Genomic DNA, 15,169 nt, shown 5'->3' on the forward strand with positions numbered 1-15,169 from the left:
ACCATGACTTCGACCTCCTTCGCAACCATAGAGCTGATCAACGACCCACGTGGCTTTGCCACGCTGTGGCTGAATCGACCAGACAAGAACAACGCCTTCAACGCGCAGATGATCCGCGAGCTGATTATCGCGCTGGAGCAGGTGCAAGGCGATGCCAGCCTGCGTTTCCTGCTGTTGCGCGGCCGTGGCCGGCATTTCAGTGCCGGTGCCGACCTGGCGTGGATGCAGCAGGCAGCAGACCTGGACTACAACACCAACCTGGATGACGCCCGCGAACTGGCAGAGCTGATGTACGGCCTCGCCAAGCTGAAAATCCCGACGCTCGCCGTGGTACAGGGCGCAGCATTCGGCGGTGCGCTGGGCCTGATCGGTTGCTGTGACATGGCCATTGCAGCGGTGGATGCGCAGTTCTGCCTGTCCGAAGTGCGCATCGGCCTGGCGCCAGCGGTCATCAGTTCTTTCGTGGTACAGGCCATCGGCGAACGCGCCACGCGACGCTACACCCTCACGGCCGAGCGCTTTGACGGCCAGCGGGCGCAGCAGATCGGCCTGATCGCCGAGTGCTACCCGGCTGCAGAGCTGCAAGACCAAACGCAGCAATGGGTCGACAACCTGTTGCTCAACAGCCCGCAGGCCATGCGCGTCAGCAAGGAGCTGCTGCGCGAAGTCGGCAACGGTGAGCTGACCCCCGCGCTGCGTCGCTACTGTGAAAGCGCCATTGCGCGCATCCGTACCAGTGCCGAAGGACAGGAAGGCCTGCGCGCCTTCCTGCAAAAACGTACGCCCGGCTGGCAGCCAGTCATCCATCAGCCACCTGGCGATCCCGTTGCCGTAGCCTCGGCAGCCCGGCACGACCCACACAAGGACTCGCAGTCATGAGCACGCCCGAGCTGACCACGCTGCTGATTGCCAACCGCGGCGAGATTGCCTGCCGCATCATGCGCACGGCGAAAAACATGGGCCTCACCACGGTCGCCGTGCACAGCGCCATTGATCGTAACGCACGGCATAGCCGCGAGGCCGATATCTGCGTCGACCTTGGCGGCAGCAAGGCTGCAGAGAGTTATCTGGCTATAGACAAGCTTGTCGAAGCCGCCAGGGCGAGTGGCGCGCACGCGATCCATCCCGGCTACGGTTTTCTGTCTGAAAATGCCGATTTTGCGCGCGCCATCGAAAACGCCGGGCTGATTTTCCTCGGTCCACCCGCCTCGGCCATCGATGCCATGGGCAGCAAATCCGCCGCCAAGGCATTGATGGAAAAGGCAGGCGTGCCTCTGGTGCCTGGCTACCACGGTGAAGCACAGGACATCGAAACATTCCGCGCTGCGGCCGAGCGCATCGGCTATCCGGTGCTGTTGAAAGCCACCGCAGGTGGCGGCGGCAAAGGCATGAAAGTGGTCGAGCAGATTGGCGAACTGGCCGAAGCGCTGGCTTCCGCGCAACGCGAGGCGCTGTCCTCGTTCGGTGACGCGAGAATGCTGGTGGAGAAATACGTGCTCACCCCGCGCCACGTCGAGATACAGGTATTTGCCGACCGGCATGGCCACTGCCTGTACCTCAATGAGCGCGATTGCTCCATTCAACGCCGACACCAGAAGGTCGTCGAGGAAGCACCAGCGCCCGGCCTGACAGCTACATTGCGCAAAGCCATGGGCGAAACCGCAGTGAAAGCCGCGCAAGCCATTGGCTACGTGGGTGCAGGTACAGTCGAGTTCCTTCTGGACGCACGCGGCGAGTTTTTCTTCATGGAAATGAATACCCGCCTGCAGGTGGAACACCCGGTCACCGAGTACATCACGGGGCTGGACCTGGTGGAATGGCAGATCCGCGTCGCCAGAGGCGAATCGCTGCCCATCACCCAGGAGCAGGTGCCCCTGACCGGCCACGCCATCGAAGTCCGTCTATACGCCGAAGACCCGGCCAACGACTTTCTCCCGGCAACCGGCACCCTGGAGCTCTACAGAGAGCCTGCCCCCGGCCCCGGCAGGCGTGTGGACAGCGGCGTTGCCGAGGGCGATAACATTTCGCCCTTCTACGACCCGATGCTCGGCAAGCTGATTGCCTGGGGTGAAGACCGCGAGCAAGCCCGTCTGCGCCTGCTGGCCATGCTCGATGAGTTTGCCGTGGGCGGAGTCCGGACCAACCTGGCGTTTCTGCGCAGAATCATCGCGCATCCAGCGTTCGCCGCCGCGCAGCTTGATACCGGCTTCATTCCCCGTTATCAGACGCAACTGTTGCCGCAAACCGATGAGCCGGACGAGACATTCTGGCAGGCCGCCGCCGAGGCCTTCAGCCAGAGCGAACCGGCACGCATCGATCAAGCCGATCCGTATTCGCCCTGGTCAGTCGGCAGTGGCTTTCGCGCCGGCCTGCCCGCGCAGACGGATCTGCGACTGAGCTGCAACGGTCAGACCCGCAACACCTGCCTGCACAACAGCAGCCCGTCGTTATTCACTCTGAGTGGCGAGCATCTGCAGGTCGAGCACAACGGTATGCGCCAACGACACTTGGCGATACGGCGCGGCAATACGCTGTACCTCGAATGGCAAGACGAGCTGCACAGCGTCATCCGGCTGGACACCATCGCTCAGGCAGACGTCGGTGACGGTCAGCATGCAGGCCTGACGGCACCGATGAATGGCAGCATCGTACGGGTATTGGTTGAAGTGGGTCAGGCTGTCGAATCTGGTGCGCAACTGGTGGTGCTGGAAGCCATGAAGATGGAACACAGCATCCGCGCCGCCAGCGCCGGGGTGATTACCGCGCTCTACTGTCATGAGGGCGAGATGGTCAACGAAGGCGCGATACTGGTGGAGCTGGACTGACGCTCGTCAACCGCCGCACATGAAAACGCCCTGAACAGTCAGGGCGTTTTCGTGCAGCAACTTTCGTTTAGCAACTTCCTTGCCAAAAAGAGCCGCTTAGTAGTAGGCGTTTTCTTTCTGCGTATGGTCGGTAACATCGCGAACGCCCGACAGCTCGGGAATACGCTCAAGCAGTGTGCGCTCGATACCTTCCTTCAGCGTGACATCGGCCTGACCACAGCCCTGGCAACCGCCACCGAACTGCAGCACGGCGATATTCTTCGCCTCTTCCTCGACCACGTCGATCAGCGTGACCTGACCGCCATGACTGGCGAGGCCCGGATTGATCTCGGTTTGCAGGTAGTAATTGATACGCTCGTTGATCGGGCTGTCGGCATTGACCATTGGCACTTTGGCGTTCGGCGCCTTGATGGTCAGCTGGCCGCCCATCCGGTCGGTGGCGTAGTCGACCACTGCATCGTCCAGAAAGGCCTCGCTGAAGCCGTCGATCCAGGCCGTGAAGCTCTTAAGGCCGATGGCCTTGTCTTCCGGTTTTTCTTCACCCGGCTTGCAGTAGGCAATGCAGGTTTCGGCGTACTGAGTGCCGGGCTGGGTGATAAATACGCGGATGCCAATGCCCGGGGTATTCTGCTTTTCCAGCAGATCGGCCAGATAATCGTGGGCGGCATCGGTAATAGTGATAGCGGTCATGAAAATTCCTCGCAGACGTGCGTGCAGTTTACGCCAATCGGCCGCTTCACACAAAGTCCTAGTATTTTTGTCAGGTTAATGCCTGCGCCTGACCGAGCGCCCGGCGTCCATCCAGCCAGGCTTTCATCCGGCGGTAGAGGCCCTTCTCGATCCACTCATAACTGACCCAGGCACCGATGGCGATGATCGGCACGCAGAACGCGAAAACCACATAGGGGCTGAGGCCAAAGCGCTGCGCCATCAGCAAGCCGCCGTACAGCACCAAAACGTGCAGCAGGTACACCGAATAAGAGCAGTCACCCAACACCTTGAGCAGGCGATTGCCCTGGAAATACGGTTCCAGCGAGATGCACGACAGCACGATCAAGGCACTCGGCAGGCCCCAATTGAGCAGGCGCTGCTCGTTGGTCAGGTTATTGATCGCATACAGCCCGACCGCAATGCCTGCCATCGGCAGCCACAGCGCCGGTTTGATCCAGCCACGGCGATAGAGGATGCCGATGCCGATACCCAGCAGGAATTCGTAAATGATGTCGTTGCCGTAGAAGCGGCTGATCAGCCCGGCGCGAGCCAGAACCTCACTGACCGCAAACAGCGCTGCGGCAATGATCAGCGGCCGGTGACGCTGTTGGAAGAGGAACACCATCGAGAACAGCAGGTAGAAAAACATCTCATAGTTGAGCGTCCAGCCAACGTTGAGCGTCGGGTAGAGACCATAACCACCGGGGTTTTCGGAAGGAATGAAGACCAGTGACAAGAGGAAGTTCTGCCACCCGATGACCTGATGCGGGAGCATCGGCGCTGCAATCAGCAGCAGCAACGCCATGGCGGCGGTGTACAGCCAATAGGCCGGAACGATGCGAATCAGACGATGCAGAATAAAGCGCCGTGCTGGCATGTCGCTGTTCTGCGTCGACAAGAAGATCACCAGACCACTGATGACGAAGAAGATATCGACGCCGACCGCACCCTTTGACACAAAGAACTGCCCTACCGGACCACTGGCCTTGAAATCGAAAAAAATCTGCATGAAGTGATGACACACCACGACCCACGCTGCGAACGCCCGTAGGGCCTGAACTGAAATCAACATCACTAAAAACCTCTACTTCCTGACTTTCAATCATGAGCCGCTGAATAAACCGGCCTATGACGCGCACCATTTCGGACCACCTTTTTGAAAAAAAGGTCGCGCAAGATACATTTCGTTCAGGAAGTAAAGATGGCCGCAGGCCATGTTGCACAAGGGCCTGCGGCGTGAAGCCCCGGTTTTTCAGAGGTTCTCGTAGCGATTCATGTCCAGCACGCCCGCTTCGCGTGGTTCAGTTTCCTGAACGTAGCGATTCAGATCGTGGAAGTAACTCCAGAACAGTGGATGAGTACGACGGATGCCCCAACGCTGGACGATTTGTTCGAAACTCGCCTGATCCTTGCTCTGCTGCATGGCATCGACAAAGGCCGGCACCTGTGCGACCGGAATATTGAAGATGAAATTCGGATAACTGCTGAGCACGCCCGGGTAGACAGTCAGTGTGTCCAGGCCCGGAATATAGCGGTACGACTCGCCCAGCAGAAACGCGACATTACTGTGCGCGCGGTTGCGCAACATACTGTAGATCACGCGCTTGCCATTGCCGCCCTCGATGCGCAGCATGCTCGCTTCCGGCAACTGATCGATGACCTTCAGACCCGCAGCAGGACGCGACGTCAATCGGCTCAGCGCCTGTTCTGCCTGGGCAAAGCTGCTGTCGAGGCCAGGCCGCGAGCAATACGCCCCGATGCAGCGGTTGATCGGGTCAGGTGCGGCATTCAAAGTGCCGAAGCGCTCGATCAGCCTGGACGCAAAGTCACGCTTTGCGGCCTTTTCATCGAGCTTGATGCCAGTCGGCGTATCGTCGTCGATCTTCTGGTAATCCAGCCACATCTTGATTTTGCCGCCCTCCTGATAAAGATCACTGAGCATGTCTTCACGCAGGTCGGCAGGCATCAGGCGCAGGAAATTGATCTCGGCACCGTTGCGGATCAAATCGAAATACAGCCGCGTCTGGGCTTGATGTGAAACATTGCCATAGACATCGAAGTTCACCGCCAACTGATAATAGGTGCGCTCCAGCAGCGGGTAGTCGAACAGCCACATGGAGTGCGGCACGTCGCCAATCAGCCCTTTATTGACCGACGCACTGTCGAAATGGCGGAAAACGGTCAGCAAGGCATTGTCATTGCCTGCCCACAGCGTGCTCCAGCCCGGCGCTGGCATTTTCGCGTAACTGTCGCGGCGCAGGTTTTCATACTCATTGCGCCGGTCGCGGTAGGACAGCCACAGGCTCAGCACGCTGCCCACGTCATCGTTCTGCCCCGGCATGGCCAGCAATGGCGTGGCCTCCCCGCGATACGTCGCATCGGTGATGTAGCGATCGTGCGACGGGTCCTGGAACAGCACCCAGAACTGATCGCGAATCACGTCTGTGGCGATCTGCCCGCGACAGACCGGCCCGCGAATGAACGTGCGAACGAAATACTCCGCGTTGTCGAGCATGAACTGATAACGCGCCACCGCAGGGATGGCTTCGAAGGTCAGAAACGGATTGGCACGATGGCCAGGGCCGTAACCCGGCAATGCGCTGACTTTCCAGTCGGCCCCATAGAACAACTGCCTGACCCGCGCCAGTTTCTGCGGGCTCATGGCGTAGGTAATGTGGGTCTTGTGAACGATCACACCTTGCACGGGGATCAACCGGTAATAGAAGTCGCTGCCCGGATCGTCGTCGGGACGACGGGTAGCGATCAGGTCCACAGGTTTGCCGCTCGGAGTTCGCGAGCGCACCCACTGGAAGAAGTGCCCCGCCTCACCGCCTTCGAAATAGATGTGCGCCAGGAACAGATGTTCGAACAGCCAGCGACCGACCAGCGCCTGATTCGCGCCAGGTTCGTTGAGCTGCGCCTCCCAGGCATTGATCTGCGCGGCCTCGGTGACACTCGGGGTAATGGTCTGCTGCTCGACCGGCGCACCGGCGGCCAGCCAGCGCTGCAGGGTCTGGTATTCGGCATCGGTCAGTCCGGCGACCGCCAGCGGCATGCCCTGTTGCGCGTGGGCAGCCGCATAGGCATTGAATTCGCCGGGCAGCGGGCAGACGTTTTCGCGATTGATCCCCAGGGCGATATCATCCGGAATCCTGCTGTTGGCTGGCAAAGGTGCGCTGCGGCCCAGATCAAGCATGCGCGTCATCAATGCCGCCTGACTGCCCTGGGCTTCCAGTACTGAATAGAAGCCCTTGCCGCGCCACGCGTCGGTATCACGTGCATCATAAAACAGACGCGTCGGCGCAACCGCCTCGCTGCGTTCGCCCTGATAGACAGGGACTTTGCTGGCGCCACGGCTCACACCTTCGCCACTGCCCAGATTCAACTGGCAGGGAGCGTCATTGCAGGCGTGGCAGGCAACGCACTTCTCGGTGAGGATCGGCTGGATGTCCTTCACATAGGAAATCGCCGGGGATGCCGGTATGACGGGGGGTGCAGGAGTCTGAGCCTTGGCAGCACAGCAGATAAAAAGCAAGGCGACGCTTGCCAACAAACGGTGCGGCATATCCCGTGGGCTCTGATATTAAAATGGCATAATTCTACAAGGGCATCACTCGCTCCAACATGAATGATTTTCATGCAAAAGGCGCAACAACACCAAAACCGTTCCGGTTTGCTATCATCCCGTTCTTTAAAGAATCGACCTTCTCAAGGTAGCCCCCATGTCTGACCGCAGCGCCCGCCATCAAGCCTTTCTCACTGCTCTGAAACAGCGGATCCTGATCCTCGATGGCGGCATGGGCACCATGATCCAGAGCTACAGGCTCGAAGAACAGGATTACCGCGGCAAGCGTTTCGCCGACTGGCCCAGCGATGTCAAAGGCAACAACGACCTGTTGATCCTGACCCGCCCTGACGTGATCGGCGCCATTGAGAAGGCTTATCTGGATGCCGGTGCCGACATCCTCGAAACCAACACATTCAACGCCACCCAGGTGTCTCAGGCCGATTACGGCATGGAATCGATCGTCTACGAGCTGAACGTCGAAGGCGCACGCCTGGCGCGCAAGGTCGCAGACGCCAAGACACTGGAAACCCCGGACAAGCCGCGTTTCGTGGCGGGCGTGCTGGGCCCTACCAGCCGCACCTGTTCGCTGTCGCCGGACGTCAACAACCCCGGCTATCGCAATGTGACCTTCGACGAACTGGTCGAGAACTACACCGAAGCGACCAAGGGGCTGATCGAGGGCGGTGCCGACCTGATCCTGATCGAGACCATTTTCGACACACTCAACGCCAAGGCGGCGATCTTTGCCGTACAGGGTGTATTCGAAGAAGTGGGCTTTGAACTGCCAATCATGATCTCCGGAACCATCACCGATGCCTCGGGGCGCACCCTGTCCGGCCAGACCACCGAAGCGTTCTGGAACTCGATCAGTCATGCCAAACCGATCTCGGTCGGCCTGAACTGCGCACTGGGCGCGAGCGAACTGCGCCCCTACCTGCAAGAGCTGGCCAATAAAGCCAACACCCATGTGTCCGCGCACCCTAACGCCGGCTTGCCGAATGCATTTGGCGAATACGACGAACTGCCGAGCCAGACGGCGAAGATCATCGAAGAGTTCGCCCAGAGCGGCTTCCTGAACATCGTCGGCGGCTGCTGCGGTACCACCCCGGCGCACATCAAGGCGATTGCCGAGGCGGTTTCGGGTTACGCGCCGCGGGAAATTCCGGACATCCCCAAGGCCTGCCGCCTGTCGGGCCTCGAACCGTTCACCATCGATCGCCAGTCGCTGTTCGTCAACGTCGGCGAGCGTACCAACATCACCGGCTCTGCCCGCTTCGCCCGCCTGATCCGTGAAGACAACTACACCGAAGCCCTGGAAGTCGCCCTGCAGCAGGTCGAAGCCGGCGCCCAGGTGATCGATATCAACATGGACGAAGGGATGCTCGACTCGAAGAAGGCCATGGTGACCTTCCTCAACCTCATCGCAGGCGAGCCGGACATCTCCCGCGTACCGATCATGATCGACTCCTCGAAGTGGGAAGTGATCGAGGCCGGCCTCAAGTGCATCCAGGGCAAGGGCATCGTCAACTCCATCAGCATGAAGGAAGGCGTCGAGCAGTTCATTCATCACGCGCGACTGTGCAAGCGATACGGCGCGGCCGTGGTGGTCATGGCTTTCGACGAACAGGGTCAGGCCGATACCGAGGCGCGCAAGAAGGAAATCTGCAAACGCTCCTACGACATTCTGGTCAACGAAGTGGGCTTCCCGCCGGAAGACATCATCTTCGACCCGAACATCTTCGCCATCGCCACCGGTATCGAAGAACACAACAACTACGCCGTGGACTTCATCAACGCCTGCGCCTACATCCGTGACGAGCTGCCGTATGCGCTGACCTCGGGTGGCGTGTCCAACGTGTCGTTCTCGTTCCGTGGCAACAACCCGGTGCGTGAAGCGATCCACTCGGTGTTCCTGCTGCATGCAATCCGCAATGGCCTGAGCATGGGCATCGTCAACGCCGGGCAGCTGGAAATCTACGACCAGATTCCCGCTGAACTGCGTGACTGCGTCGAAGATGTAGTGCTCAACCGCAATCCCGAGGGCACGGATGCGTTGCTGGCAATTGCCGACAAGTTCAAGGGTGATGGCAGCGTCAAGGAGGCCGAAACCGAGGAATGGCGCAGCTGGCCGGTCAATCAGCGTCTGGAACACGCGCTGGTCAAGGGCATCACCACGCACATCGTCCAGGACACCGAAGAGTCGCGCCTGGCATTCACCCGCCCTATCGAAGTGATCGAGGGCCCGCTGATGGCGGGCATGAACGTGGTCGGTGACCTGTTTGGCGCAGGCAAGATGTTCCTGCCTCAGGTGGTCAAGTCCGCGCGCGTGATGAAGCAGGCAGTGGCGCACCTGATTCCGTTCATCGAGCTGGAAAAGGGCGACAAGCCCGAAGCCAAGGGCAAAATCCTGATGGCGACGGTCAAGGGCGACGTACATGACATCGGCAAGAACATCGTCGGCGTAGTACTGGGCTGTAATGGCTACGACATTGTCGATCTGGGCGTGATGGTGCCTGCAGAGAAAATCCTGCAAGTGGCCCGCGACGAGAAATGCGACATCATCGGCCTGTCCGGCCTGATCACGCCGTCACTGGACGAAATGGTCCATGTCGCCAGAGAAATGCAGCGCCAGGACTTCCACCTGCCATTGATGATCGGCGGCGCGACCACGTCCAAGGCGCACACGGCGGTGAAGATCGAGCCTAAATACAGCAATGACGCAGTAATCTACGTCACCGATGCTTCCCGAGCGGTCGGCGTCGCGACCCAGTTGCTGTCGAAAGAGCTGAAGCCGGCCTTTATTGAAAAGACCCGACTCGAATACGTCGAAGTGCGTGAGCGCACCTCGGCACGCAGCGCGCGCACCGAACGCCTGAGCTACGGTGCTGCGGTGGCCAAAAAGCCGCATTTCGACTGGGAAAACTACACCCCTGCCCAACCGACGTTCACCGGCACCCGGGTGCTGCAGGATATCGATCTGAACGTGCTGGCCGAGTACATCGACTGGACGCCGTTCTTCATTTCCTGGGATCTGGCTGGCAAGTTCCCGCGCATCCTCACCGACGAAGTGGTCGGTGAAGCGGCCACTGCGCTGTATGCTGACGCCACGCAGATGCTGCGCAAGCTGATCGACGAGAAGCTGATCAGCGCCCGCGCGGTATTCGGCTTCTGGCCAGCCAATCAGGTCAATGACGATGATCTGGAAGTCTATGGCGACGACGGCAAGCCGCTGGCCAGGCTGCATCACCTGCGCCAGCAGACCATCAAGCCCGACGGCAAGCCGAACTTCTCGCTGGCCGACTTCGTTGCACCAAAGGACAGCGGCCTGACCGACTACATCGGCGGGTTCATCGCCACTGCCGGCATCGGCGCCGAGGAAGTCGCCAAGGCTTATCAGGACAAGGGCGACGATTACAACTCGATCATGGTCAAGGCGCTTGCCGATCGTCTCGCCGAAGCCTGCGCCGAGTGGCTGCACCAGCAGGTGCGCAAGGAATACTGGGGTTATGCGCAGGACGAAGCGCTGGACAACGAAGCGCTGATCAAGGAGCAATACATGGGCATCCGCCCGGCGCCGGGCTACCCGGCCTGCCCCGATCACACGGAAAAGGGCACCCTGTTCGCCCTGCTCGATCCACTGCCGGAAGGCAGCGCCGAACATACCGCAGGCAAGAGCGGCGTGTTCCTGACCGAGCACTATGCGATGTTCCCGGCTGCAGCGGTCAGCGGCTGGTATTTCGCCCACCCCCAGGCGCAGTATTTTGCAGTGGGCAAGGTCGACAAGGATCAGGTCGAAAGCTACACCGCCCGCAAGGGTCAGGACCTGAGCGTCACCGAACGCTGGCTGGCACCCAACCTGGGCTACGACGAGTAACGCCTGACCGGTTATCTGCCGCCTGAGTGGTCAGGCGGCAACATGCCTTTCAGCGAAAATGGCGACGCTTCGCCAGAAGTTTCCATATTGAATGCCTGGATATCGAGCCGGTAATGCTCGTCCCGGGCGGCATCCAGAAAGCGCTGCGCATCCTGTGGCTCGACCACATGAATCACATCAATGATTCGTGTACCGATCTGTTGCCGGGCCTGCCATTGAGCAGTGTCATAGTGGTGCAAGAGAATGATGGCCCACCCGCCCAGGGTGAAATGCCCTGAAGCCACGACACTCAGACTGCCATTGAGCTGAGCCCGCAGTGAAAGCGACGTGCCGTTGATCGCACTGAACAGCACGTCCTGCCCCGGCTTGCCGCCGCTCTCGCGCAATGCATCCATCGCACCGAACGCCATTTGCTCGTTGGCAGCCCACACCAGGCGTGTCTGCGGATAGCGCTTGAACAGCACGCGCGCCTGCTCGAGCGCGCGATCACGGCGCCAGCCACCCAGCGCAATCTGCCGTAGATGCACCTCTGGGTGCTCTGACAAGGCACGCAGCATGCCTTTTTCACGCAGCAGGGAAACGGGCGTGGTGTTGGTCCCGGAAAACGCGAGCATGTCGATGACCTGACCGTCTGCGCCAGGCGCCGCGAGACTGATAAGCCGCTTTGCCGTCAGATAGCCGCCCTGTTCATCGTTGCCCACCAGGCTGCCGATGAAGTCCGGATAACGCGATGGCAGATCACCGAGAATCCGAATCTGGTCCTCGGTCAGCGTATTGTTGACGGCAAACAGCTTGACCCCGATGCCCACGGACATACGCAGGACTTCAGGGGCTATATTCAACTCATTGGAAAACAACAGGTAATCCGGGCGCTCATCACCTTGCAGCGCCGCTCGCGCCAGATCGAGCAACTTGCGGGTGTCGCGCTCGGTATAGAGTATTTTCAGTGACATGCCGGTGGTGTCGGCAGCCGTCTGCATGACCCGGGAGTAACTCTGCCAATAGCCATCGGATGGTGCGCCGGGGTTCAGAAATACCACCGAGGCGGCATGTGTCGCCCCGCCCCAGAGACAACTGCACAGTAACAGCCAGCCAGCATGTAACGCCTTCATATCAACGAACCTTGAAGCAGCAGGGATTTAGCACTACGAGCGTGTTATCGGCTGCGGCAGCAAGGTTCTGGAGACTCCGGCAGATTCTTTATCAGCCCTTCACTGGCTGCTGGCCCAGAACATCGCTGCGCCTACCGCCAGAATGACAATGAATAAAATGGCCCAGGTGTCCACGGATCTGCCTAGCTTGGCTACTTTCGGGTGCTTGCTCATCGCATCGCCTCTTGTCGGTCTTGTGGGTGATTGCACATGAATAGGAGTGTCACGACACCTGCTCGGCATCGGTCAACGTTCAACGTTCAACGTTCAACGTTCAACGTTCAGTTAAGTCGAGTCTTGCCCACACGGCAAGCAGGGATATGCACGGACGCGGTTTTGCTTATCGCTTTTAGTGATTTGCATATATATAAACATCACTTTTATCGATAACTGCAAACTGCTATCGTCGCCTTCGCTCCCCAGGGAGTGCGCGGCCGTGCGCGCAGAATTGACCAGATGAAGCAGGAAACAACGAGCAGCGGGCTTTTTCCAGACTGACGCCACTGCCCTGCTTCATGACGAAGCCTGAGAACAGGACCTATATGTACGTATACGACGATTACGATCAGAAGATCATCGAGGACCGCGTCAAGCAGTTCCGGGATCAGACCCGACGCTACCTCGCCGGGGAACTGAGCGAAGAAGAGTTTCGACCGTTGCGCCTGCAAAACGGTCTTTATGTTCAGCGCTTCGCGCCCATGCTGCGCGTGGCCGTTCCATACGGTCAGCTGACCTCGCGCCAAGCGCGCATGATGGCGAAAATCGCGCGCGACTATGATAAAGGCTACGCGCACATCAGTACCCGCCAGAACGTACAGTTCAACTGGCCTGCGCTTGAAGATGTTCCCGATATTCTCGCTGAACTGGCGACCGTGCAGATGCACGCTATTCAGACCAGTGGTAACTGCCTGCGCAACGTCACCACCGACCAGTTTGCCGGTGTGGCAGCAGACGAACTGGTAGACCCGCGCCCATGGTGCGAGATCGTCCGTCAGTGGACCACCTTCCACCCCGAATTCGCTTACCTGCCGCGCAAGTTCAAGATCGCGATCAACGGCTCGACCAGTGACCGTGCAGCCATCGAAGTGCATGACATCGGCCTCGAGCCATTGCGCAACGAAGCGGGCGAACTGGGCTTCCGTGTTCTGGTGGGTGGCGGCCTTGGCCGTACTCCTGTCGTCGGTGCCTTCATCAATGAGTTCCTGCCGTGGCAGGACCTGCTGAGCTATCTCGACGCCATCCTGCGGGTCTACAACCGCTATGGCCGTCGCGACAACAAGTACAAGGCGCGAATCAAGATTCTGGTCAAGGCGCTGACCCCTGAAGTGTTCGCCGCCAAGGTCGACGCTGAAATGGCGCACCTGCGTGGCGGTCAGACCACCCTGACCGAAGCCGAAGTGCAGCGCGTTTCCCGCCACTTCGTCGACCCGCAATACAAGACCCTCAGCGATCAGCACGCCGAACTGGCAGCGCTGGATGCTCAGCACCCCGGCTTCGCTCGCTGGCGTCAACGCAATGTGCTGGCGCACAAGAAGCCCGGCTACATTGCCGTGACCCTGTCGCTCAAGCCAACCGGCGTCGCCCCGGGCGATGTGACCGACAAGCAACTGGACGCCATTGCCGACCTGGCCGATCGCTACAGCTTCGGTCAACTGCGCACTTCTCACGAGCAGAACATCATTCTTGCCGATGTCGAGCAGAGTGAGCTGTTCACGCTGTGGAACGAGCTGCGCGACAATGGTTTCGCCACGCCGAACATTGGCCTTCTGACCGACATCATCTGCTGCCCGGGCGGTGATTTCTGCTCGCTGGCCAATGCCAAGTCGATCCCGATCGCCGAATCCATCCAGCGTCGTTTCGACGATCTGGACTACCTGTTCGATATCGGCGAGCTGGACCTGAATATCTCCGGCTGCATGAACGCCTGCGGCCACCACCATGTCGGCCATATCGGCGTGCTGGGCGTGGATAAGAAAGGTGAAGAGTTTTATCAGGTCTCGCTCGGCGGCAGTGCCAGCCGTGATGCGAGCCTGGGCAAGATTCTCGGCCCTTCCTTTGCCCAGGAGGCGATGCCGGACGTGATCGAGAAGCTGATCGACGTCTACGTTGAAAAACGGACTGAAGACGAGCGTTTCATCGACACCTACCAACGTATTGGCATTGACCCTTTCAAGGAGCGCGTCTATGCAGCGAATCATTAAGAACAACGAAGTCATCGATGAAACCTGGCATCTGCTGCCCAAGGATACTGCCTTTGACAGCCTGTCGAACTGCGACGACCTGATCGTGCCGCTGGCGCTGTGGCGCGAACACGCGCATTCGCTGAAGGCACGTGACGGCGGTCTGGGTGTGTGGCTGGACAGCGATGAGGAAGCCGAGGAGATCGGCGAGGACGTCGACCAGTTTCAGGTCATCGCCTTGAATTTCCCGGCGTTCACTGACGGCCGCAGCTTTTCGAATGCGCGCCTGCTGCGTGATCGTTTTGGCTACAAGGGTGAATTGCGCGCCATCGGCGACGTGTTGCGTGATCAGTTGTTTTACATGCGCCGCTGTGGCTTCGATGCGTTTGCGGTGCGTGCCGACAAGGATCCATACGAGGCGCTGGAAGGCCTGAAGGACTTCTCGGTCACCTATCAGGCCGCGACCGACGAGCCGCTGCCGCTGTTCCGGCGCCGCTGATTCAGGCGACGTTGAGTCATCGCCCCGGTGTTCACCTAAGATGACTATCGTTCCCACGCTCCAGCGTGGGAGCGCAGTTCTGGACGCTTTGCGTCCTCGTTTGTGGCGCTGCGCGCCACAAACGGGTTCTTCGATGCCAGGTAGATTCAGATAAGACTCAAGCCCCCTTTTCGCCTCTCGGCGCCCTACTTTGAGGGACCAAAGTAGGCAAAGTCCTCGCTCCTGTTTCCGGCCCGGCTTCGTCGGGTTCCTTCGCCCTGTCACTGATCCATGGCCCGGTGCGGCTAGCCTGGCGTCCTGCCAGGCTACCCCCGGATCAGCGCCAGAACTCAGCCGTCACTAACGTCGCACTCTGCGTCGT

9 protein-coding genes are annotated in these 15,169 nt (G+C 59.7%); 5 read left to right on the forward strand and 4 right to left on the reverse strand.

Annotation, left to right across the window (positions count from 1 at the left end):
* Positions 1–3: 3 nt before the first annotated feature.
* A complete protein-coding gene (locus tag PCPL58_RS16130) occupies positions 4–879 on the forward strand; it encodes a gamma-carboxygeranoyl-CoA hydratase (RefSeq protein WP_065351066.1) in 876 nt (291 codons plus the stop codon).
* Positions 876–2,825 (forward strand): acetyl-CoA carboxylase biotin carboxylase subunit, encoded by a 1,950-nt coding sequence (locus PCPL58_RS16135; RefSeq protein ID WP_065349904.1) that lies wholly within the window; start codon positions 876–878, stop codon positions 2,823–2,825. The genes PCPL58_RS16130 and PCPL58_RS16135 overlap by 4 nt, the downstream gene beginning before the upstream one ends.
* Positions 2,826–2,921: 96 nt before the next feature.
* Here PCPL58_RS16135 and nfuA read toward each other — a convergent pair whose 3' ends face one another.
* The 3 genes from nfuA to PCPL58_RS16150 all read right to left on the reverse strand — a co-directional run bounded on the left by nfuA (position 2,922) and on the right by PCPL58_RS16150 (position 7,101).
* The gene (gene nfuA, locus PCPL58_RS16140; protein WP_002553665.1) at positions 2,922–3,515 is read right to left on the reverse strand and encodes a Fe-S biogenesis protein NfuA; all 594 of its coding nucleotides are present in this window, start codon (positions 3,513–3,515) and stop codon (positions 2,922–2,924) included.
* Positions 3,516–3,585: 70 nt separating this feature from the next.
* Positions 3,586–4,608, reverse strand: a complete 1,023-nt coding sequence (locus tag PCPL58_RS16145; RefSeq protein ID WP_003369396.1) for an acyltransferase family protein — start codon at positions 4,606–4,608, stop codon at positions 3,586–3,588.
* Between the two features lie 180 nt (positions 4,609–4,788).
* Positions 4,789–7,101, reverse strand: coding sequence for a fatty acid cis/trans isomerase (locus PCPL58_RS16150; RefSeq protein WP_065349905.1), 2,313 nt, complete (start codon positions 7,099–7,101; stop codon positions 4,789–4,791).
* Positions 7,102–7,258: 157 nt separating this feature from the next.
* Between PCPL58_RS16150 and metH the strand changes: the two genes are divergently transcribed.
* Complete coding sequence (metH, locus tag PCPL58_RS16155) at positions 7,259–10,978, forward strand: methionine synthase (protein WP_065349906.1); 3,720 nt, start codon at positions 7,259–7,261, stop codon at positions 10,976–10,978.
* 11 nt (positions 10,979–10,989) lie between these two features.
* Here metH and PCPL58_RS16160 read toward each other — a convergent pair whose 3' ends face one another.
* On the reverse strand, positions 10,990–12,090 hold the full coding sequence (locus PCPL58_RS16160; protein ID WP_065349907.1) for an ABC transporter substrate-binding protein: 1,101 nt from the start codon (positions 12,088–12,090) through the stop codon (positions 10,990–10,992).
* Between the two features lie 581 nt (positions 12,091–12,671).
* Between PCPL58_RS16160 and PCPL58_RS16165 the strand changes: the two genes are divergently transcribed.
* The gene (locus tag PCPL58_RS16165) at positions 12,672–14,330 is read left to right on the forward strand and encodes a nitrite/sulfite reductase (RefSeq protein WP_003369389.1); all 1,659 of its coding nucleotides are present in this window, start codon (positions 12,672–12,674) and stop codon (positions 14,328–14,330) included.
* Complete coding sequence (locus PCPL58_RS16170) at positions 14,314–14,808, forward strand: DUF934 domain-containing protein (protein ID WP_003369387.1); 495 nt, start codon at positions 14,314–14,316, stop codon at positions 14,806–14,808. Before PCPL58_RS16165 ends, PCPL58_RS16170 begins: the two co-directional genes overlap by 17 nt.
* Positions 14,809–15,169: the final 361 nt, after the last annotated feature.

Source organism: Pseudomonas cerasi, from assembly GCF_900074915.1.
Lineage (GTDB): Bacteria > Pseudomonadota > Gammaproteobacteria > Pseudomonadales > Pseudomonadaceae > Aquipseudomonas > Aquipseudomonas cerasi.